This window comes from Marinobacter sp. ES-1 (assembly GCF_000475255.1).
Taxonomy (GTDB): Bacteria; Pseudomonadota; Gammaproteobacteria; order Pseudomonadales; family Oleiphilaceae; genus Marinobacter; species Marinobacter vinifirmus.
Genome location: NZ_AXBV01000052.1, coordinates 155,226 through 176,843, shown reverse-complemented (window position 1 = coordinate 176,843; position 21,618 = coordinate 155,226). Strand labels below are relative to the sequence as shown.

The 21,618-nt window shown below is 57.2% G+C and carries 18 protein-coding genes; 12 read left to right on the top strand and 6 right to left on the bottom strand.

Features of this window, described 5'->3' with window-relative positions; translation table 11 throughout:
• Positions 1-33 precede the first annotated feature (33 nt).
• Positions 34-1,005 (bottom strand): response regulator, encoded by a 972-nt coding sequence (locus Q668_RS09980; protein WP_022989471.1) that lies wholly within the window; start codon positions 1,003-1,005, stop codon positions 34-36.
• Between the two features lie 137 nt (positions 1,006-1,142).
• On the opposite strand from Q668_RS09980, the gene Q668_RS09975 reads away from it, so the two are divergent.
• Positions 1,143-1,625: a YajQ family cyclic di-GMP-binding protein gene (locus Q668_RS09975; RefSeq protein ID WP_022989470.1), complete on the top strand. Its 483-nt coding sequence runs from the start codon at positions 1,143-1,145 to the stop codon at positions 1,623-1,625.
• Positions 1,626-1,703: 78 nt separating this feature from the next.
• A complete protein-coding gene (locus tag Q668_RS09970; protein ID WP_200861353.1) occupies positions 1,704-3,011 on the top strand; it encodes an AmpG family muropeptide MFS transporter in 1,308 nt (435 codons plus the stop codon).
• 119 nt (positions 3,012-3,130) lie between these two features.
• Here the strand turns inward: Q668_RS09970 and Q668_RS09965 are convergent, their stop codons facing one another.
• Positions 3,131-4,585, bottom strand: coding sequence for a protein adenylyltransferase SelO (locus Q668_RS09965; RefSeq protein ID WP_022989468.1), 1,455 nt, complete (start codon positions 4,583-4,585; stop codon positions 3,131-3,133).
• 115 nt (positions 4,586-4,700) lie between these two features.
• Between Q668_RS09965 and Q668_RS09960 the strand changes: the two genes are divergently transcribed.
• The 7 genes from Q668_RS09960 to Q668_RS09925 all read left to right on the top strand — a co-directional run bounded on the left by Q668_RS09960 (position 4,701) and on the right by Q668_RS09925 (position 14,397).
• On the top strand, positions 4,701-5,504 hold the full coding sequence (locus tag Q668_RS09960) for an HAD-IIB family hydrolase (protein WP_022989467.1): 804 nt from the start codon (positions 4,701-4,703) through the stop codon (positions 5,502-5,504).
• A 12-nt stretch (positions 5,505-5,516) separates the two neighbouring features.
• A complete protein-coding gene (locus tag Q668_RS09955; RefSeq protein WP_022989466.1) occupies positions 5,517-6,740 on the top strand; it encodes a glycosyl transferase in 1,224 nt (407 codons plus the stop codon).
• Complete coding sequence (locus Q668_RS09950) at positions 6,737-8,482, top strand: alpha-amylase family glycosyl hydrolase (RefSeq protein WP_022989465.1); 1,746 nt, start codon at positions 6,737-6,739, stop codon at positions 8,480-8,482. The genes Q668_RS09955 and Q668_RS09950 overlap by 4 nt, the downstream gene beginning before the upstream one ends.
• Positions 8,483-8,588: 106 nt before the next feature.
• Positions 8,589-8,663 (top strand): DUF4172 domain-containing protein, encoded by a 75-nt coding sequence (locus Q668_RS17765; protein ID WP_152521775.1) that lies wholly within the window; start codon positions 8,589-8,591, stop codon positions 8,661-8,663.
• 290 nt (positions 8,664-8,953) lie between these two features.
• A complete protein-coding gene (locus tag Q668_RS09940; protein WP_022989463.1) occupies positions 8,954-11,059 on the top strand; it encodes a type VI secretion system Vgr family protein in 2,106 nt (701 codons plus the stop codon).
• A complete protein-coding gene (locus tag Q668_RS09935; RefSeq protein WP_022989462.1) occupies positions 11,028-11,897 on the top strand; it encodes a DUF4123 domain-containing protein in 870 nt (289 codons plus the stop codon). Before Q668_RS09940 ends, Q668_RS09935 begins: the two co-directional genes overlap by 32 nt.
• Positions 11,881-14,397, top strand: coding sequence for a LysM peptidoglycan-binding domain-containing protein (locus Q668_RS09925; protein ID WP_081697584.1), 2,517 nt, complete (start codon positions 11,881-11,883; stop codon positions 14,395-14,397). The genes Q668_RS09935 and Q668_RS09925 overlap by 17 nt, the downstream gene beginning before the upstream one ends.
• Here the strand turns inward: Q668_RS09925 and Q668_RS09920 are convergent.
• Together Q668_RS09920 and Q668_RS09915 are read right to left on the bottom strand one after the other, a co-directional pair.
• Positions 14,394-15,320 (bottom strand): formylglycine-generating enzyme family protein, encoded by a 927-nt coding sequence (locus tag Q668_RS09920; RefSeq protein ID WP_022989459.1) that lies wholly within the window; start codon positions 15,318-15,320, stop codon positions 14,394-14,396. The two genes, Q668_RS09925 and Q668_RS09920, sit on opposite strands and share 4 nt — an antisense overlap.
• Positions 15,321-15,439: 119 nt before the next feature.
• Positions 15,440-15,811 carry a thiol-disulfide oxidoreductase DCC family protein gene (locus Q668_RS09915; protein WP_022989458.1) on the bottom strand — a complete coding sequence of 124 codons (372 nt, stop codon included), beginning with the start codon at positions 15,809-15,811 and terminating at the stop codon, positions 15,440-15,442.
• Positions 15,812-15,985: 174 nt separating this feature from the next.
• Here Q668_RS09915 and Q668_RS09910 point away from each other — a divergent pair, with 174 nt between their 5' ends.
• The 3 genes from Q668_RS09910 to Q668_RS09900 all read left to right on the top strand — a co-directional run bounded on the left by Q668_RS09910 (position 15,986) and on the right by Q668_RS09900 (position 19,556).
• A complete protein-coding gene (locus tag Q668_RS09910; protein WP_022989457.1) occupies positions 15,986-17,092 on the top strand; it encodes an AI-2E family transporter in 1,107 nt (368 codons plus the stop codon).
• Between the two features lie 272 nt (positions 17,093-17,364).
• Positions 17,365-18,516 carry a zinc-binding dehydrogenase gene (locus Q668_RS09905; RefSeq protein ID WP_022989455.1) on the top strand — a complete coding sequence of 384 codons (1,152 nt, stop codon included), beginning with the start codon at positions 17,365-17,367 and terminating at the stop codon, positions 18,514-18,516.
• Positions 18,513-19,556: a proline racemase family protein gene (locus tag Q668_RS09900; RefSeq protein WP_022989454.1), complete on the top strand. Its 1,044-nt coding sequence runs from the start codon at positions 18,513-18,515 to the stop codon at positions 19,554-19,556. Before Q668_RS09905 ends, Q668_RS09900 begins: the two co-directional genes overlap by 4 nt.
• Positions 19,557-19,779: 223 nt before the next feature.
• Here the strand turns inward: Q668_RS09900 and Q668_RS09895 are convergent, their stop codons facing one another.
• Both Q668_RS09895 and Q668_RS09890 read right to left on the bottom strand, forming a co-directional pair.
• Complete coding sequence (locus Q668_RS09895; RefSeq protein ID WP_022989453.1) at positions 19,780-20,601, bottom strand: ABC transporter permease subunit; 822 nt, start codon at positions 20,599-20,601, stop codon at positions 19,780-19,782.
• A complete protein-coding gene (locus Q668_RS09890) occupies positions 20,594-21,508 on the bottom strand; it encodes an ABC transporter permease subunit (RefSeq protein ID WP_022989452.1) in 915 nt (304 codons plus the stop codon). The genes Q668_RS09895 and Q668_RS09890 overlap by 8 nt, the downstream gene beginning before the upstream one ends.
• Between the last annotated feature and the right edge of the window lie 110 nt (positions 21,509-21,618).

Genomic DNA, 21,618 nt, shown 5'->3' with positions numbered 1-21,618 from the left:
TCAGGTGGGCGAGGATGTCAAGGTGTGTAGTTCTTATACGCCTTCCCGAATTTCCGGTGTGATTTCCACGAAGCGACGGGTTTCGTAGGCATCTATCAGGCCTTGTATCGAGGCTTTTTCCATATCCTGTACAGAAGGCGTGCCTTCTTCAGCGCTGGCGCGGCACAGGGCCATGCCGGCTTCTACGGAAATGTAACCGGCGGTGGTTTTCAGGGCTTTGTGGTTGATGCCGTCGAAGATGCGCCGGAAGGCGGTGGGCGTGCAGTGGTCGCTGTTGGGAAAGTAAGACACGATCACGAACTGGTTGTCGCCAATGCGGCACAGGGCGTCGATGGGGCGGATCAGGCTGTTCAGGCGGCGGGCGATGCCGATGGCCAGTTCGCTCATCACGCTGGGCGGGTGTTTGCGTTTCAGGTCTTGCCAGTTACGGATGCCGCACATTACGTAGGCACTGGCGCCGCCACGGGATTCGGCATGGCGCAGGATTTTCTGCAGGCGCTGGCGGGCATATTTTGCATTGCACAGGCCGGTTTCCATGTCGATGATGTTGCTGGATTCCAGCTCCCGGTTGTTCTCCACCAGTAAGGCGTTGGCCCGCAGCAGGGTGTTCTGGCGGTCTGCCATGCGGTCTGCAGCGAAAATGCGGGGAATCAGCTGCTTGGTCATGTCGGACTTATAGATGAAGTCATCGACGCCCCGGTCGAAGGCTACCGAGAGGGCTTCCACGCTTTCCCGTGCGGTCAGCAGGATCACGTAGGTGTAGTGGTTGGTCTGTTCGTCCAGCTGGCGCACCTGGTCTGTGAGTTCCAGGCCGTCCATCTCAGGCATCAGCCAGTCTGCAATCAGGACGCTCACCGGGCGTTCTTCCATCAGTTTCAGGGCCGCCGGGGCGTTGTTGGCGATGCGTATGTCGCGGTAACCGGCATTTCGCAAGGTGCGGCCAACCACCATACTGCTGAATTTGGCGTCGTCTACTACGAGGATGGGAAGGTCCAGGTTTGGCATTGTTTATCTACTTCTTACCAGTCCATTGTCGGGTGCGGTTCGCCTTGGCTCTTGGTATGCTTTGGCGGTTCCGGCGCAGCCGCTGTTAATCATCTCGCCACAGTATACCTCTGTGTTGCCTTTGGAGAATGACGACCATGCCTTCTTTTGACATTGTTTCCGAAATTGAAATGCACGAAGTAACCAATGCGGTGGACCAGGCCAAGCGTGATCTGGGCAACCGTTGGGACTTCAAGAATGTAGACGCCAATATCGAGCTGGAAGACAAGCGGATTACCGTGAGCGCCGAGCAGGAATTCCAGCTGGAGCAGCTGATTGATCTGCTGCGGATGGCCTTCGCCAAGCGCAATATCGATGCCCGTGCCCTGGCGGAAGACGGCGAGAGCAAGGCCGGCAAGCTGGTGAAGCAGCACTTTGCCCTGAAGCAGGGTATTGAAACCGATATGGCCAAGAAGATCGTGAAGATGATCAAAGACCAGAAGATGAAGGTGCAGGCCAGCATTCAGGGTGACAAGGTGCGGGTAACCGGCAAGAAGCGGGACGACCTGCAGGAAGCCATCGCCATGCTGCGCGAGGCGGAGCTGGATATCCCGCTGCAATTCAATAACTTCCGCGACTGATCCGGAGATTTCACTATCGTACCCGGCACCCGCCTTGCCCTGCTGAAAGACGCCCTGTACACCTACACCCGCTGGCAGGTGATTGCCATGCTGTTTCTGGGGTTTTCAGCGGGGCTGCCGTTTTTGCTGGTGTTTTCCACCCTCAATGCGCGGCTGGCGGATGTGGGGGTAGAAACCGCAACCATCGGCTTCTTCAGCTGGCTGGGCATTACCTATTCCATCAAGGTGTTCTGGGCCCCGGTGGTGGACCGCCTGAAGCTGCCGGTGCTGAACCGGCTGTTCGGCAAGCGCCGGAGCTGGATTCTGCTGGCCCAGGCGGGCATTGCCACGGGCCTGTATCTGATGGCAGCGGTGGACCCCCTTTCTGCCCCGGAAACCCTGGCTTTGTGCGGGTTGTTGGTGGCCTTCTCCTCGGCCACGCAGGATGTGGCCATTGATGCCTACCGTATTGAAATCGCGGAAGAGCGGCTGCAGGCAGCGCTGGCGGCGACCTATATTTTCGGGTACCGGCTGGCGTTGCTGGTGGCCGGTGCCGGGGCTTTGTACCTGGCAGAGTTCTGGTCCTGGCAGGTGTCTTACCAGGTGATGGCGGCGCTGGTGGGAGTGGGTGTGCTGACGGTGCTGGTGGCCCGGGAGCCTGAGGTGAACCACTTTGCTGCGGCCGAAGACATTGCGGACAAGGTTCGGGAAGAGGCCGCGCGCCGTGGGCACCTTCCGCCCCGACTGGCGAAGCTGGCGGGCTGGTTCTACGCCGCCGTGGCTGGGCCCTTTGTGGATTTCTTCCGGCGCTATAAAGAACTGGCCATTGTGATTCTGGTGCTGGTGGCGGTGTACCGGATTTCAGACATTGCCATGGGGGTGATGGCCAATCCTTTCTATCTGGATTTCATGGGGTTCAGCAAAACCCAGGTGGCCGATGTGACCAAGGTGTTCGGCTTCTTTATGACCATTCTTGGCTCGATGGTTGGCGGGGTGCTGGTGGTGCGCTACGGCGTGCGGCGGATTCTGCTGGCCGGGGCGATTATGACGGCCGCTACGAATCTGCTGTTTGTGGTGCTGGCCCAGTACCCGCCGGATATCAAGCTGCTGGCGCTGGTGGTGAGTGCCGATAACCTGAGTGGTGGTATTGCTAACGTGGCGCTGATTGCCTGGCTTTCCAGTATGACCAGTGCTTCGTTTACGGCGACTCAGTATGCGTTGTTCAGTTCGTTGATGACCTTGCCCGGGAAGTTTCTTGGCGGGTTTTCAGGGATTGTGGTGGCGGATTTTGGGTATGCGCAGTTCTTTCTGGTTGCCGGGGTGATGGGGGTGCCGGCTATTTTGTTGGTGCTTTATATTATGCGGCATGGACGTAGGCTGGATGCGCTGGCTCCGGTTAAGGGTTGATTTGGGAGTGGGCTTAGGCAACGGGGTCAGACCCTCTCGCGGCCCTAAGGCCCAAAGACGCGAGCGGGTCTGACCCCTGCGCGATCGGGTCTGACCCCTGCGCGAGTGGCTTTGACGCCTTACGATGAGCAGCTGATACTTAGGTGTTTGCCCCAGTCTGGGGGTAGGGCGGCGTAGTGTTCGTGTTCGGGTTGTTCATCGAACGGGTTTTCCAGCACTTTGATTAGTTCTTTCATGGGGGCGTAGTCGCCGTTCTGGGCTTCCATGATGACTTGCTGGGCCAGGTAGTTGCGCAGGATGTATTTGGGGTTTACCTGGCGCATGGCGTATTCGCGCTCGTCGTGGGCGCGGGTTTCTTTTTGCAGGCGGGCTTCATAGCGTTCCAGCCATTCGTCTGCCACACTTCTGTCTGCAAAAAGGTCACGCACCGGGGCGTTGCCATGGCGGTGCAGGTTTGAGATGCCGCGGAAGAAGCGGGTGTAGTCCACCCGGTGTTCGTGCAGCATGCTGAAGGTGTCCATGATCAGGGCCATGTCTGCATCGTCGGTTTCTTCCAGCCCGAGCTTGGCCTGCATGTTGTGCTTGAAGCGCTGGTTGTAGGCTTTTTCGTAGCTGCCGAGGCATTCGCGCACGGTGTCTTCTTCCATAATCGGCAGCAGGGCGTTGGCCAGGTAATGGCAGTTGGTGAAGCCGATCTGGGGCTGGCGGTTGTAGGCGTAGCGGCCTTCGTGGTCGGAGTGGTTGCAGATGAAGCCGGCGTCGAAATCGTCCAGGAAGGCGAAGGGGCCGTAGTCGAAGGTGTCGCCGATGATGGACATGTTGTCGCTGTTCATCACGCCATGGCAAAAGCCGACCGCCTGCCAGTCGGCAATCAGCCGGGCGGTGCGTTCCACCACCTCGGTGAACCAGCGGGCGTGGCGTTGTGGTTCCGGCAGTTCAACCAGGTGCGGGAAGTGCAGTGAGATGACATGCTCCAGCAGGGTTTTCACTGCCTCCGGGCCATCATGGTAAGCGGCGAATTCGAAGTGGCCGAAGCGGATATGGCTTTTGGCGACGCGCATCAGGGCGGCGGCGGTTTCGATGGATTCGCGCCGGACCGGGTCTTTGGCGCTGATCATAAACAACGCCCGGGTGGTGGGTATGCCCAGCCCGTGCATGGCTTCCGAACACAGGTATTCCCGGATGGTGGAGCGCAACACAGCCCGGCCATCGCCAAAGCGCGAATAGGGCGTGGTGCCCGCGCCTTTCAGGTGCCAGTCCCACCGGGTGCCATCCGGCGCCACGGTTTCCCACAGCAATAACCCCCTGCCATCCCCCAGCTCCGGGTTGTACATGCCGAACTGATGGCCGGTGTACTTCATGGCCACCGGGTCCATCCCCTCCAGCAATTCCGCCCCCGCGCCAATCTGTGCCCAATCCTGCTCATCCTGAACATGAAACCCCAGCTGCGCCGCAAGCTTGTGGTTGAAGCACACCATCTTTGGCTGCGAAAGCGGCGTGGGCTTCACCCGGCTGTAGAAGCTGTCCGGCAGGTCCAGGTAGCGGTGTTCAACTTTGAAGGTGTCGTTGGTCATGGATTGGCCTGGTTTTTGAATCGGTCTCTGAAACGGGGTCAGACCCCCAGTACATTTGGTGCCATGAAATGTATCGGGGGTCAGACCCCCTCAGAGTGCAGAGTGGAGGTGGCGAATGCAACCACAGCTGGTGGTTTTTACCGATCTGGATGGCACTTTGCTGGACCACCATAGCTATAGCTGGCGGGCGGCATTGCCGGCGATGGAGCGGCTGGCGGCTAACGGGATTCCGCTGGTGCTGAATTCCAGCAAGACAGCGGCGGAGATGCGGGAGTTGCAGCGGGCGATGGGCCTGCGGGCGCCGTTTATTGCCGAGAACGGGGCCGCGGTGGTGATTCCGGCGGGATGTCTGAACAATCCGCACGACGAGGTGGTGCATTTTGGTGTTCCCCATAACGAGCTGATGCGCACACTTTTGGTGCAGCGGGAGACCGGCGCACGATTCCGGGGCTTTTCTGATCTGTCGGTGCGGGAGCTGGCGCAGCTGACGGGGCTGAAAGAAGGCGAGGCAGCCCGGTCAAAACAGCGCCTGGCTACCGAGCCTTTGCTGTGGGATGGAACCGACGCCGAACTGGCGCAATTCCGCGCCGCGCTTGGGCTTGCGGGGTTGCGACTGGTGCAGGGCGGGCGCTTCTGGCATGTCATGGGAACCTTCGATAAGGCAGAGGGGGCCCGTTTTTTGCTGAGTCGTTACCAGGAGTGTTTCGGCAATGAGCCGGTAATCACCATCGCCCTGGGCGACAGCCCGAACGACCAGCGCATGCTGGAGGAGGCAGATATCCCGGTGGTAATAAGCGGGGCGAACAGTGAACAGCTGCAGTTTTCGCCCACCCGACATGCCATGCGCTCCCTGAGACCCGGCCCCGAGGGCTGGAACGCCTGCGTACTCAACCTGCTCCTGGAGTACGGTTACCAGTAAAGGAGAGCCGCCATGGGCGACTTTTACCAGAACGGCATTGTTACCACCCTGCATAACCTTGTGCGCCGCCCGGTGGAGGACATCGAGGCAGACCTGATGCGCTTTCGCAAAGAGCGGCCGATGTCGCTGGTGCTGCCATCCCTGTATTCGGAACTCGAAGGCCCGGCGCTGCGGAACATTGTGCAAGAGCTCACCCGTGTGCCTTACCTGGACGAGGTGGTCATCGGCCTGGATCGCGCCAGTGAGGACCAGTACCGACATGCCTTGGAATACTTTTCGGACCTGCCGCAACCGTTCAAGGTGTTGTGGAACGATGGCCCGAGGCTGCGGGCGCTGGACCTGAAACTGCGGGAGCAAAACCTGGCGCCGACAGAAATGGGCAAGGGCCGGAACGTGTGGTACTGCTTCGGCTATGTGCTGGCTTCCGGCGTGAGCGAGTCTGTCGCGCTGCACGATTGCGATATTCTGACCTATTCCCGGGACCTGCTCGCGCGGCTGATCTACCCGGTTGCTAACCCGGGCTTCAACTACATGTTCTGCAAGGGCTATTACGCCCGGGTAGCGGACAGCAAGATGAATGGCCGGGTCAGCCGGCTGCTGGTGACGCCGCTGATCCGCGCCCTGAAGAAAGTCTGCGGGCCTAACGATTTCCTGGATTACCTGGACAGCTACCGCTACCCGCTGGCGGGTGAGTTCTCTTTCCGCACCGATGTGATCAATGACCTGCGCATCCCCAGCGACTGGGGCCTGGAAATCGGCGTGTTGTCGGAAATGAAGCGCAACTACGCCACCAACCGGCTGTGCCAGGTGGATGTGGCGGATGTGTATGACCACAAGCATCAGGAATTGTCGCCGGAAGACGCCAGCCGGGGCCTGTCGAAGATGAGCATGGACATCGCCAAGGCGCTGTTCCGCAAGCTGGCGACCAACGGTGAGATTTTCTCCAACGAGAAATTCCGCACCCTCAAAGCGAGCTATTTCCGCATCGCCCTGGATTTTGTCGAGACCTACCAGAACGACGCCATGATCAATGGCCTGAGTTTTGACCGCCACAAAGAAGAAAAGGCGGTGGAACTGTTCGCCCAGAACGTGATGCGCGCCGGGGCGTACTTCCTGGATAACCCCATGGATACGCCGTTTATCCCCAGCTGGAACCGGGTGACCAGTGCCATTCCGGATATTCGCGAGCAGCTGCTGGAGGCGGTGGAGCTGGACAACGAGGAGTTTCGGCCATGAGCCAGTCACTGGAAAGCCGGCTGGTGGCGATGCTGGAGGTGGTTTATCCGGCGCTGGATTGCGAGTTTCTGGCGGACCAGTTGCTGGATGCCATGGGCCTGGACCCGGAGGCCGAGCCACCGCCGGCACACCAGAACAACTGGAGCCAGGCGGATGTGGTGCTGATCACCTACGCCGACACGGTACAGCGCCCGGATGAAAAACCGCTGGTGACCCTGAAGCGGTTTCTGGACGACTGCCTGCGGGAGTCAGTGACGGCCGTGCACATTCTGCCGTTCTTCCCCTACAGCTCAGACGATGGCTTTGCGGTGATGGATTACCTGGCGGTGAACGAATCCCACGGCAGCTGGGAAGATATCGAAGCCATCGCCCGGGATTACAAACTGATGGCGGACCTGGTGATCAACCACATGTCGGCCCGCAGCCGCTGGTTCGAGAACTTTCGCAAGCGGGTGGGGCCGGGCAAGGATTACTTTGTTGAAGCCAATCCCAAAGATGACCTGAGCCAGGTGGTTCGGCCCCGCACCTCGCCCCTGCTGAATCCGGTGCAGACCGAGGACGGCGAGCGCTATGTGTGGTGTACCTTCAGCGAAGACCAGGTGGACCTGAATTTCGCCAACCCGGAGGTGCTGATCGAATTCGCCGGTATCATTCGTTATTACCTGGAGCGGGGCGTGAAGATCTTCCGGCTGGATGCGGTGGCCTTTCTCTGGAAAGAGCCGGGCACGCCCTGTATTCACCTGCAGCAGACCCACGAGCTGATTAAGATTCTGCGGCTGCTGATTGAGCATCACACCGCAGATGCCGTGGTGATCACAGAAACCAACGTGCCCAATCGGGAGAACCTGACCTACTTCGGCAACGCCAACGAAGCCCATGCCATCTATAACTTTTCATTGCCGCCCCTGCTGATCAACACCCTGGTGACCGGTAATTGCCGCCATTTGAAAACCTGGCTGATGGGCATGCCGCCGGCGCAGATGGGCACCACCTACCTGAACTTTATCGCCTCCCATGACGGCATAGGGATGCGCCCCACCGACGGGCTGTTGGACGAGGACGAGAAGCAGCGGCTGATCAATACCCTGGAATCTTTTGGGGGCAAGGTGTCATACCGGCGCACGGCCGATGGCCGGGATCAGCCCTATGAGCTGAACATTGCCCTGTGGGATGCCCTGAAAGGTACTGCCGAGGGTGGAGCAGACCACTGGCAGCTGCAGCGCTTTCTGTGTGCCCACACCATCATGCTGGCGCTGGAAGGTATTCCGGCTTTCTATATTCACAGCCTGCTGGCCACCGGCAACGACCTCGACCGTGTGGAACATACCGGCCGGCTTCGTTCCATCAACCGTAGCCAGTGGCAGCTGGACAGCCTGGAAGCAACGCTGGCTGATCCCCTCAGCCATCACAGCAAGGTGTACGGGGAACTCAAACGTCTGATTGCCATCCGCCGGGCCCAGCCCGCCTTCCACCCCAACGCCACCCAGTTCACCCTGCACCTGGGCCTGCAACTGTTCGGCTTCTGGCGCCAGAGCCTGCGCCGGGAACAATCCATCTTCTGCATCCACAACATCAGCGCCGAAGTGCAACAAGTGGCCCTCAGCGACATCAACCTGATCAGCACAGACCAATGGACAGACCTGCTCTCCGACCAGCCCATCGAAGACCTCAGCGGCACGATTACCCTGAAACCCTACCAATGCCTCTGGCTGGGGGTCAGACCCCCGATACATTTGGCATGACGAAATGTACTGCGGGTCTGACCCGCTGGGGCTGAGGTAGCCGCTGAGCCGAATATGAGCCATAATCGGCTCAGGTTTTGATCCAAAAAGCGGGTTTATTCGGCTCATGTATATCTGGCAAGAACAAGACTGGCCCCGTTTCACTTGGGATGAGGGTGCTCTGCGCTCCTCGGTTGCTTGATTCTGCCGGCGAGGAATTTGGGAAAGGCATCAACGCCCGGAAATACCAGTCTATGGCTAAGGTCAGCAAGGCGACGGCTACGCGGGATTTGACGGACTTAGTGGAGAAAGGTTGTATTTTTCAGTTAGCCGGGGGCGGATGCAGTACCCGCTACGCCTTGTTGCTGCACAGTGACTGATTGACCAAGCCGGTTTGTGACCGGGTTGTTTGTAATGCCGTGACGGGTGGTTATAATCGGCGCAGCTCAGGATGAGTTTGTTATAACCATTTAAACTTCAGGGACCGAAGTTATGCCCCAGGCAAGCGGATTGCAGTTCACCGCCCGTGTAGGCGAATTCCCCTCTGATCACTTTTCGGTAGTTGGCTTCGCGCTGACCGAACAGCTGTCTTCCTTGTTTCATGGCCGGTTAGAACTGGCCAGCACAGACCCCGATGTGGCCGCTGCGAACATTCTGGAACAACCGGTAGACCTGGTGGTTTGGCAGAATGCCCAGCCCCTGCGCCGCTTCACCGGTGTGGTGAACGAGTTTGTCCGTGGCAACACCGGCCACCGCCGCACCCGCTACGAAGTGGTGATTCAGCCCCCGATGTGGCGTCTGGGCCTGATGCACAACAGCCGTATCTTCCAGACCCAGGCCACGGACATCATTGTGCGAACCTTGCTGGAAGAGCGGGGCATCATCGACACCGTGTTTGACTTCAAACGCCCCCCCGAAGAACGGGAATACTGCGTTCAGCACCGGGAAAGTGATCTGCAATTCCTGGAACGACTGGCCGCCGAAGAAGGCTGGCACTACCGCTACCAGCACGGCACCGTGGATGGCGAAGAACAACCGGCCCTGATCCTCGCTGATCACCATGGTGATGCTCCCAAACTGGACCCGGTGCCCTGCAACACCAAAGCTGGCGGCAGCACCCAACAAGCCTGCGTCTTCAGCTTTGCCTATGAAGAGCGGGTGCGTGTGTCCTCCGTGGCGATGAAGGACTACACCTTCAAGAACCCGGCCTATGCCCTGATGCATGAACACAGCGCAGGAAGCTCGAGCCACCGGGAAGATTATCAGCATTACGCTTATCCTGGCCGCTACAAAGCCGACGCCAGTGGCCAACCGTTCACCCAAGCCAGGCTGGACGCCCTGAGAAACGACGCCGCCCTCGCCAACGGCAAAAGCAACCGCCCGGACTTCACCCCCGGCGCCAAAGTGGAACTGCAGGACCACGACAGCCAGACCCTGAACCGGGAATGGCTGCTCACCGCCATCACCCACACCGGCAAACAGCCCCAGGCCCTGGAAGAAGAGGGTGGCAGCGAACCCACCCGCTACCACAACGACTTCACCGCCATCCCGGCCGACAAAACCTGGCGCCCCCTGTGCAATCAAAAACCCGTGATGGACGGCCCCCAGATGGCGCTCGTCACCGGTCCCGAGGGTGAAGAAATTCACTGCGACCAGTACGGCCGGGTAAAAGTAAGATTCCCGTGGGACCGTTATTCCAAGAACGATGAACACAGCAGCGCCTGGCTGCGCGTGGCCCAGGGTTGGGCCGGTGGCCAATACGGCTTTATGGCCCTGCCACGAATCGGCCACGAAGTGATTGTCAGCTTCCTGGACGGCGACCCGGACCAGCCCATCATCACCGGAAGAACCTACCACGCCACCAACACACCGCCCTACGCGTTGCCGGAACACAAAACCCGGACCACATTAAAAACCAAAACCCATAAGGGTGAGGGTAGCAACGAACTGCGCTTTGAAGACGAAGCCGGTGATGAACAGATCTACGTCCACGCCCAGAAAGACCTGGACCTGCTGACCGAACACAACCGCACCGAAGTCATCAAGAACGACAGCCACCTGACGGTGGAGAACAACCGCTTCAGCCACACCAAGGGCAGCAGCCACCACACTACCGATGGCGAGCATCGGGAGAGTATCGGAGCGGACTATAGCCTCACCGTAAACGGCAGCCACCACAGCAAGCAGGGCAAGAACCAACTGGTGGAAGCCGGTACGGAGATTCACCACAAGGCCGGTATGAAAATTGTGATTGAGGCGGGTGCCGAGGTGACACTGAAGGCCGGTGGCAGCTTTGTGACGGTGGATCCGAGTGGGGTGACCATTTCCGGGCCGCTGGTGCGGATGAACTCCGGGGGTGGGCCGGGAAGTGGTAGTGGGGTTGGGGCGCAGACTCCGGCCAAGCCAGCGTTAATTGCTGAACATCACTCGCCGAAAGTTGAGCATGCCCAGCTGGCACTGGCCTCCCAGCGCTTCAGTGCGTCTGGAGCAAAACTCCGCTCCCCATTGCTTAAACAAGCCGCTCGTGAAGGAGCGCTGTCAGTAACCAACTGCGAGTTTGATGAGCATGGACGCTGCAAACTACATCAGCACACTTGAGCTGATAGCCCCAAGAACAACTGCACCGGAAAACTACGATTTTGCCATCCTGGACTTGGCTAGCGATGAGACGCTCCTTGAACAGCTCTACTCTGGCACGGTGGGTGAACGTATCGAATGGTGGAGTCTGTTTGAGGGAACAAGCTGGCAGCCTGACTGGGCAAGTGGTCCCATTCTTATTGACTTGAGAGATGCACCTGGTTTTCGCACACAGCTGCAATTGCAGCTGGAATCATCTTCTATGGGTATCTTGATTACCTCAGGCTCTTCTGCGGAAGAACTTCGTCAGCACCTGACTCGTTGGCTCTTTGAGTCACTGCCGGAGAAGCAGCAACTACTGAGGTTCTATGAGCCGCGTATGTTTGCTCCGCTGTTGTGTGTTTTGAGCAAACAAAGCTGCCAGAACTTTCTCGCTGTGGGGCGCCAATGGTACTGGCATGACGGCCATGTCTGGCGTGAAAGCCAGGGGTGTAATCAACCCGCTGATGAACTGCGTGATTCGGGCCAGGTAGTGGTGTCCGCCACAGAACTCAAGAATTCGGAGCGGTATTGGCTGGCGGGTGAAGCAAGCGGGTATGCCACTTATTACGATGAGGCGTTAGGCCACACGAAGCGGCCCGCTGTATGGGTGTTTAACTGCCTCGAAGAAGCCCAGAAAGCTGGTTTTTTGAGTGCGGCCTATCTTGAGCGCTGGTTGAGGTTGGCGCTCCAGTTGGGAGCAGATTTTCATCATTCTGAACCGTATCAGGAAGCGTTATCCCGAGACGATCTCTCGCCAAGAGACCGTCTGATTGCTATGGAAAGCATGTCGGAGAAAGCTCATGCAAACAACTCATAAAGTTCAGGCCGGGGATACACTCTCGGCCATCGCCAACCACTATCAGACAACTGTCAGAAGACTTCAGTCAGTCAACCCTAAAGTCACGAACAAGGACCATATCCAGGTTGGTTGGGAGTTGATAATTCCGGCAAATGAAATGGGCCAGAGTTCTCAAAAAACTGATGTTCTAAGAGCTCCCCGTTCAACTGGTAGTGAAGCGAAAGGGCAGGCCTCGTGTACTGAGTGCACAGATGATTACACTGAAATCATCCATGTTACCGGAGCCGGTGATGGCAAATGGTGCGTTGCACTGCCGCAGAATGCGGCTGATTTTCTGCTGAAGGAAATTGATGAAGTTGACGCACTGATGGCTGAATTCAAAAGTGCTCAGGACGCTGTGCATGATCCTGAATCTGGTGAAATAAGCCCTAAACGCCGCTGGATGGACAAAGCTGCAGAGATGGGGGTAATTGAGCCTGAGCCTGAGGCGAGTGATGAGGAAAACGTTACCAAGGCGTCAACAATCCAGTCACAGATCGCCGCTATTGATGAACAAATTCAATGGTATAACGACTACGATCCGGATTATTACCTGACCTTTGCCCGACCGGATGCCGGGAAACGAGAAAGTATTGAGAGGGCCGCAAAGGAAAAGCGACTAGCGATGCTGCGGGAAGAGCGCAATAAACTAGTGGCGAAGCTGGAAAAGGGAAGTGCCTCCACCGGTGTAAAAGGAACAGGCATCTCATCAAATGAATTTCTGACTTCCCGAAGCAACAGTAAAGAGAGGGGCTTTGTTTCCCAGAGAAGAACCAAGCGGGAAACCGGAATCGTCGAAGTTATGGTTTTCAGCCGACCGGGTCGCTGGTATTACATTCGCCGTGAAGCTTACCGGCGGTTGGTAACCGAATACGGGTCTATTCGCTATGTGCGTAAAACAAAGTCAATATCCAACATGCTGCGAGATCGAACCGGCACCGCAAAGGCACTGTTTGGCCAGATCCGCGATGGCATAGCAGCAGACGCTGCAAAAAGCCCATTGGGTAATATTGAGGTGAAGTTTGCTGAGGCCAGTGATGATTTCTATTTGTTGGGGGAGGAACACTCGAAACTGACCTGGAAGCCGGTTGGCGAACACGATTGTCCGATTGAGAATAACTTCCAGGTAAGCGCAGAGGCCCACTTGATGCGTTTCGCCATGCAAGCCAGTGCCGGCGTTAATGCTTTTAACCTCAGTGAAGGGGAAATCGATATCGGGACCAAGGCCAGCGCGTCACTGGCATTGATTGAAGCCGAGGCAAAGCTGGCGGAGGTGTTTGTCCCGAATGAAGCCGGGTGGGATTGTCGGTTTACGTATCGTAATCGTAGCGGCGAGTTAGCTGATCTGGCGTTTGGTGCTTTCCGTTTTTCCGGTGACATTACCCTGAATTGTTTTGCTGGTGGTCGAGCCAGTGGTGAAGCTAACGTAAGGTTATCTTCCGGAGCGGCCTCGTTTCTGTTGTCGGAAAACAAAAAGGTCGAAGCAAGTCCGAATGCAGGATTGGCCGTCACGGGTGACGCTTTTGCCGGTGCTGAAGCTGGAGGTGCGATAGCAGGCAAGTTCAGCTGGGTTCATCCCGAGGAGCAATATCGGAAGAACGCAGATTGGCAAGACTTGTTCAATATCTCTATCGGCGGGACGCTCGCAGTCGGAGCCGGCGCGGGGTTTGATTTTGAGCTTCGTTTTGATAGGCGAAAAGTCGTTTTCGTTTGTAAAGGACGTCTTGTTTTTGGTCCGGGTGCTAGTGGTTCCTTCGGTTCCGAAATAGGGGCTGACCGAATTTGGCATCTGGTTAAAACTGTCTTTGAAGTGCTTTCTGAGGTTGACTACCAGTTTTTGGCAAATGTTCAGCCAGATCTCTTTAAGCAATGGACTCGTGTGCTGTATCTGAATCTTACGAATGAGGTTCAAAACATTGCCGAACTTCTATGCAGTCCGATGGATACTGTGGATAGGCTCTGGAGGGTGAGACTTGACCGGAAAGCAGCGGCTGAGGCGCTTGCTGATAGAATTATTAAAGATGCTAAGCATTTTGAAACGCTTGAGCAGATGAACCTAAATGGTTTGCCTTACTCTCAACTCCCACCGGAGACTATGGGCATGATGCTTTCAACGCTTTGCGAAAGCTTCATCGAGAGTTGGGAAGAAAAGCAAGAGAAGGCACTGCTTATAGTTGTTTCTCAGATTAGAACTTGGCGACAGTTCTTTGAAACGCTTGAACATATGTCATCAGAGGGTAAAAGGGTTGATCCAATGAACAGTTTAGCGCGGCTTTCTGCGATATTGGATGATGGATATTCATCCTCGGACAACCAGCTGTCGCAGTTTCATACATGGATTACGTCAGACTTGGCCATGAAGCCGACAAAAAGATCTTTGGGGTTAGCGTGGGTTCCTGTACCTGCTCATTTAAAAGCTGAACGGTTGAAAACCCGAATTGCTCAGTTTGGACATCAGGATAGTAGTGCCCTGACCTAATTCATCGCACAGCGAAATCCAAGAGCCTCATAGTAATGAGGCTCTTGAGGAGGGCGACTATCTCTCAGTATTGAAGTGCTTGCCTTAGGGGTGCTGTAGCGGCTTCCTGTTCTTACGACCTTTGTATTCCCCGATGCAGGCCCAGTCGGATTATTTTCCGGGCTTTCCTTGTAATAGCTTTCTGAATACCAGTCGTTGACCCACTCTGCGCTGTTCGAAGTAAGATCATGTATTCCAAGCGGGTTAGGCGGGAAGCTACCAACTGGCATCATCCCGTCTTCTCGCTGCGTGGCATCAGGCGTATTGATCCCTTCTTTTATTTTTCCGTTGTCGGTTGCATAAAGAATGTTTTGGCCCCTATTTCGTGCAGCAAATTCCCACTGAGCCTCGGTGGGAAGGTCAATAGGTGAACCGGCTAGTTCTCCAACCCAGAGGCAATAATCCTTCACTTCTTGCCACTCCCTGGTCCAGGCAGGGAGCTCGGGCTGAAAAAGATGTTTTCGATCGTTTCTTGTCCGAAGCTCCTGTGCGTAGGGTTCTTTGCCCAGAACCTCCCGGTACAGGTCGAAATCACCTAGGGTAGTCTCGTATTTTGATAGGTAGAAATCATTCAGTGTAACCTTGTGCGCATAATCGTTGTCTAGCCAGATGTCGACCTTGCAAAAGTCCTTTGAGCCAGGCTCACAGGGCACCCCAAACTCCCCCATCATGAAGCTTCCACCTTCCACAAAAACCATATTGTCTACAGCCCGTACAACCAGTTCTGTAATTGCGGTTTGTTGAGAGGAAGAAAGGTTTGGGTGGCGTTCTTCAACGCGGTCCTGAATGGCCTCAATCTGAGCATTGTTGAGCGTCTCACTGGTAACCGAAGTACAACCAGCGAACAAAGCAACGATAACGGACGATGAGAGCAGATTGCGCATTTGTGCTCCTTGCAGCGGTTTACAATCCATGTTGGCAGCGATAATACCAGCTATCGCCTGCCAGAAAAAAAGAATGGGTGACTGATTTCCCAATTTCGCGGAATCGTACCTTTACCGACCTACGTTTTCTTTACCCCCAAAGCACAAACATACTTCCGCTCATACCGCCGGTCAGCCCAGCTCTCATAAACCCGTCTGGCAATGGGATAGATCACGGGCCACAACAGCGGTTTGAACAGCCACCCAAACGGCGTATGGCTCCAGGCCCGCACGTTGGCGTGCAGCCCGGTCACCCATTCGCCGGTCCAGGTCATTAAGTGCAGGCGGCGGAGGAGGTCTTCATGGCATGGCAGTTGGGGGCTGCCTTCCGGTTGTTCGTGAACGTCTGCGAAGATGAGTTGCCCACGCTGTAGTCGGCGCAGGGTGCGGATTTCCTTTGCGCAGAGCGGGCAGCTGCCGTCGTAGAACAGGGTGTCGTATTTTGGGTTCATGCGGGTTCTGGTTATCCGGTGGCGTTTGTTAACTATACGAGCCGCGTGGCTGATGGTTCAGCGCCGTGGCGTTTGTAATGCCCTGATAATGCAGCCACTTGTTCGAAACGCTACACTGGTGTCTTTGCGGAAGCGCAGGCTTCTGTGTAAACACTCACCAGGCCAGACTTGCACATGGAAGACCAGAAGCCCGACCAGACCGCTCCTCCGGAAGACAAAAAAGCGTCAGCGCTTGCCGAGTTGTCCACTCCCATCTACGGCCTGTTCACGCTGGGTATTCTGTACACCCTGTACTTGGCCCACCAGATTGTCCTGCCGATCATTCTCGCGGTACTCACCAGCTTGTTGTTGTCGCCCCTGGTGAAGAAAGCCAGGTTGAAATGGCATGTTCCGCGGGTGGTGAGCTCGCTTGTACTGGTGCTTGTGGTGCTGGCGGGTATTGTCGGTTTGGGGGTTGCGGTAACCGCACCGGCGCTGGAATGGGCTGAGCGCGCCCCGCAAGGTTTGTCGCGCCTGTTGGTGGGCGATAGTGAGATTATGCGGCAACTGGACAAAGTCACCCGTTCTGCGGAACAGGTGGAGAAGTCGGTAGAGGGTCTGTCGTCTGAGGACGGTAGTGAAAAACCGACAACCGTGGTGCTTCAGACCGATTCCTGGCGCAGCCAGCTGATGACAAAAGCCCGCAACGGCCTGGCCGGCCTGGCGCTGGCGTTGGCGCTGACTTACTTTCTGCTGGTCAGCGGCGACAGGTTGATCCGCAACTTCGTGCGGCAAATCCCGAGGTCTCAGCGCAAAACCGTGCTCAGAATTACCCACGACTCCCAACACCAGATCGCCCAATACCTGGCAGTGTTAGGCCTGAGCAATCTGTCGGTAGGGCTGATCACCGGGCTCACATGCTGGGCCATCGGCCTGCCAGACCCGGCCGTATGGGGCCTGATCGCCGGCCTTGCCCGGTTTATTCCCTACCTCGGTAACATGCTCACCATCGCGCTACTGGCACTGGTGTCGGCACTGACCCTGGACACCGTATGGATGATGGCACTGGCACCGCTAAGCTTCATCCTGCTCACCACCATCGTCGGCTTCTTCCTGGAACCCTGGATCCACGGATTCCGCATGGCCATCAACCCCGTCATTATCTTCGTATCCATCTTCTTCTGGGGCTGGCTCTGGGGCCCGGTAGGCGTACTGCTGGCCGTCCCCCTGATGACCGTAATCCAGGTGATCCTGAAACAAATCCCGAGACTACGCCCGGTGTACAAAGTGATTGCTCGGTAAGCCGTCTAAAACACAACGCTCGATCACGAACTGAGCTTCCCCTCCAACAAGGTTCTGCCGGCGGGAGGTGGGGCGTGTTTTTCTGGCAGGAAAAAAGATGTCTGAGCGAAGCGAGTTATTTTTTCCAGAAGAAAAACACGCCCCACCTCCCAGCCCGCCCCCACAACCAGAAGGATGGGAGCCCAAGCCAAACTCATCACGTTCCCTGACACAAAGCCAGATCTTTCCTATGCTCAGTGAATCAAAGAATCCACCAGCGCAGCGAGAATTCAATGCCCGACATCCCGCCCACCATGAAAGCCATGGTCCTCACCGCCCATGGCGGCCTGGAAAAGCTTGAATACCAGGATGTTCCGGTGCCCAGACCAGCAGCAGGCCAGATTCTGGTCCAGGTAACCGCCACCGCCAAGAACAACACCGACCGCAAAGCCCGTGAAGGCCTGTACCCCACCAAAAAGGGCGAAATGACCTCATTCCAGATGGGCGGCAAACCCACGCTGACCTTCCCGCGCATACAAGGCGCAGATATCGTAGGCCGAGTAGTCGCCGTGGGTGAGGGCGTCAGCGAACAACGTATCGGGGAGCGCGGCCTCCTGGACTTCAACATCTACGCCACCGACCGCACCGACATCAATCTCACACCGGACTATTACGGCCATGGCGCCGATGGCGGCTACGCCGAATACGTCGCCCTGCCGTCTGACCAGTTTCACCATATCCCGAATCCGGAACTGGCGGATGCCGAGCTGGCAGCCATGGGCATGTGTTCCTACCAGACTGCCTACCACATGCTCACCTCTGCCAGGGTGCAGGCAGGCGAGCGGGTGCTGGTGACCGGTGCCAGCGGTGGCGTGGGCACAGCCTTGATCCAGCTTTGCCGAATCATCGGTGCCATTCCCTACGCATTGAGCCAGCAAGACAAAGTGAACGCACTGCTCGACCTTGGCGCCGAAGCGGTGCTGGATCGCAGCAACATGGACTCCTTCGTCGACCGGGTGAAGAGCGAAACGGATGGCAAACCCCTGGACGCAGTGATGGACCTGGTAGGCGGCGAAATGACTGACAAGTTCATCGACGCCATGATCTTCGACATGAACGCCCGCAGCACCTACCCGCGCCTGAGCATCGCCGGCGCCAGCGGTGGCAACATCAGCGAAATCCTCTGGACCCGAATCTACCTGTACCAGGTGCAGATCTTCGGCGTGTCTCACGGCACCCGCGAAGAAGCAAACCAGCTGATGACCTGGATACGCGATGGCCAGCTGAAACCCGTCCTGCACGGCGCGTTCAAACTGTCTGACCTGCACAAAGCCGAAGAGTATTTCGTGAACCGTGGCAGCAACTACCTGGGCAAGATCGTGATCGTGCCGGATGCTCAGTGGCTGGAACACGGACAACCCTGTGACGTGGAGGCGGGCGGATGAAACCGGAACTCACCATTCAATTGATGGACACCCATGCCGGCGGTGACGTCAGCCGAATCGTTACTGGCGGCATCATCGACTTGCCGGGAAATACGGTAAGGGCCCAGATGGAATACCTGCGCGACGACGCCGACGGCCTGCGGCGGTTGCTGCTGGAAGAACCCTACGGCATCCCTGAAATGTCCGTAGACCTGCTGGTACCCGCCACCAACCCCGAAGCCGCCGCCGGTTACATCATCATGGAAGTCATGGGCTACCCCATCTACTCCGGCTCCAACACCATCTGCACCGCCACCGCCGTACTGGAAACCGGCATAGTCCAGAAACAGGAAGGCAAACAACACTTCAAACTCGAATCCCCCGCCGGCCTGGTAAACATAGAAGCCACCGTGCACAACGGCGTAGTAGAAGCCATCACCTGCGAAGGCCTGCCCAGCTACATCCACACCCACAAAGCCAGCATCAACGTACCCAACATCGGCAAGGTCAACTACAGCGTCGCCTACAGCGGCGGCTTCTACGCCCTGGTAGACGCCAAATCCCTCGGCTTCGACCTCACCCTGGACGAAGAACGCCAACTAGCCCAAACCGCCCACGCCATCGTCGAAGCCATCCAGGCCGAAAGAGGCTTCTCCCACTACACCCTGGGCGACGTAGGCCCCCTCCCGTTCCTACACTTCATGGGCCCGGTAGAACCAATAGCCGAAGGCTACTACCGCTCCCGCTCAGCAACCTACGTCCACCCCGGCGTCATCTGCCGAAGCACCACGGGTACTGGAACCTCCGCAAGACTGGCGTTAATGAACTACGAAGACCACATCAAACCCGGCGACAAACTCGAAACCATATCCCTGAGGGAAACCGGCTTCATCGGAGAATTCACCGAAGTGGAAAAGGAAGGGGAGTATCAGGTGGTCAAAAACAACATAACCGGCAAAGCCTACGTCATTGCAAAGTCCGACATAGTAGTGAACTGCGACGACCCCATGGTGGAATGCAACGGCCTGACTCACATCCTCACACAAGTTGATGGCACATAATCGCTAACGCACACTCGTTAGTCAGTCAGCGAGCTAACCAACCGGTCCACCCGGCTGTTTCCAAAAAGGCTCTGCCGGCGGGAGGTGGGGAGGGATTTTCTGGCAGGAAAAAAGATGTCTGAGCGAAGCGAGTTGTTTTTTCCAGAAGAAAATCCCTCCCCACCTCCCAGCCCGCCCCAAAACCAAACGGATAGGAGCCCAAGCCCGACCCCGAGCCTGCCACTCACCGAGGCCTAAGCCGCCGCTTCTCAGCCCGCCGCATCCAGAACCAGGCAATAAAGGCAATCACCGAAACCGCCGCAATAATCAAAGTAGCCAACGCATTAATCTCCGGCGACACCCCCATCCGCACAGACGAAAACACCACCATCGGCAAAGTCGTCGCCCCCGGCCCGGACACAAAACTGGCAATCACCAGATCATCCAGCGACAAAGTAAACGCCAGCAACCAGCCCGACACCAACGCCGGCGCAATCACCGGCAGGGTAATCACAAAGAAAGTCTTCAGCGGCGTACAGCCCAGATCCATGGCCGCCTCCTCAATGGACAAATCCACCTCCCGCAGCCGCGCACTCACCACCACCGCCACATAAGCACTGCAGAAGGTAGTGTGGGCAATCCAGATGGTGGCCATGCCACGATCCACCGGCCAGCCAATCAGCTGCGCCATCTGCACAAACAGCAGCAACAGTGACAAACCGGTGATCACTTCCGGCATCACCAGCGGCGCCGTGATCATGCTCGACAGCAGCGTGCGCCCGCGCATTTTCTTGAACCGGGTAATCACAAAGGCACACAAGGTACCCAGGCACACCGCCATGCTGGCGGAATAGAAGGCAATGCGCAGGCTCATCCAGACGGCAGACAGGATTTGCTCATTGGCAAACAGCGCGCCGTACCATTTCGTGGAAAAGCCGGCCCACACCGAGACCAGCCGCGAGGCGTTGAACGAGTAAACGATCAACACCACCATCGGCAGGTACAGGAACAGCATGCCCAGCAACAGCATGGATTTTGAGAAGCCGGGGGCTTTCAGCTTAACCATTCTTTTCCATCTCCCGAGCCTGGAAGCGGTGGAACAGCACAATCGGAATCAACAGCAGCGCCAGCATGACAATCGCCAGCGCAGAGGCCACCGGCCAGTCGCGATTGTTGAAAAACTCTTCCCACAGCACCTTGCCGATCATCAGGGTATCCGGCCCGCCCAGCAGTTCCGGAATCACAAACTCGCCCACCGCCGGAATGAATACCAGCATGGAGCCGGCCAGGATGCCGGCCTTGGACAGGGGCAAAGTGATCGCCCAGAAAGTAGTCAGGCTACGGCAGCCAAGATCCGACGCCGCTTCCAGCAGGCGCACGTCCAGCTTCACCAGGTTGGTGTAGATGGGCAGGATCATGAACGGCAGGTAGGCGTAGACAATGCCCAGAATCACCGCAAAGTTGGTGTTCAGCATCTTCAGGGGTGAGTCGATCAGCCCCAGCCACATCAGAAAGCTGTTCAGCAGCCCCTGGTTTCCCAGAATGCCCATCCAGGCGTACACGCGAATCAGGAACGAGGTCCAGGACGGCAGCATCACCATCAGCAGGAACACCAGCTGCCAGTGCTTGGGCGCCCGGGCCATGGCATAGGCCATGGGGTAGCCGATCAGCAGGCAGAACAGGGTGGCCAGGAATGCGGTTTTCACCGAGCCCCAATAGGCGGCGATGTACAGGCTGTCGGAGGCCAGGAACAGGTAATTGCCAAAGTTCACCACCACCGACAGAGTGTTATCCACCCATCGGAACACCGGCTCGTAGGGCGGAATAGCCATCACCGCTGAGGTCAGGCTGATCTTCAGCACCAGCGCAAACGGCAGCAGGAAGAACAGCAGTAGCCAGGCGAACGGCACGCCAAACACCACCCGGCGATGGAATACCACCGCACGCACCCGCTCCGCGAAGGGGGTTATCAATTTTCCAGGAACCTCTGACAAGGTTCCTGATGTGGATGAAGGGCGAGGCGCACGGAGCGCAGCAAAGGAGACATACCTTCTTGGTAGGCGAGTTTGCGAGCACCGCGCAA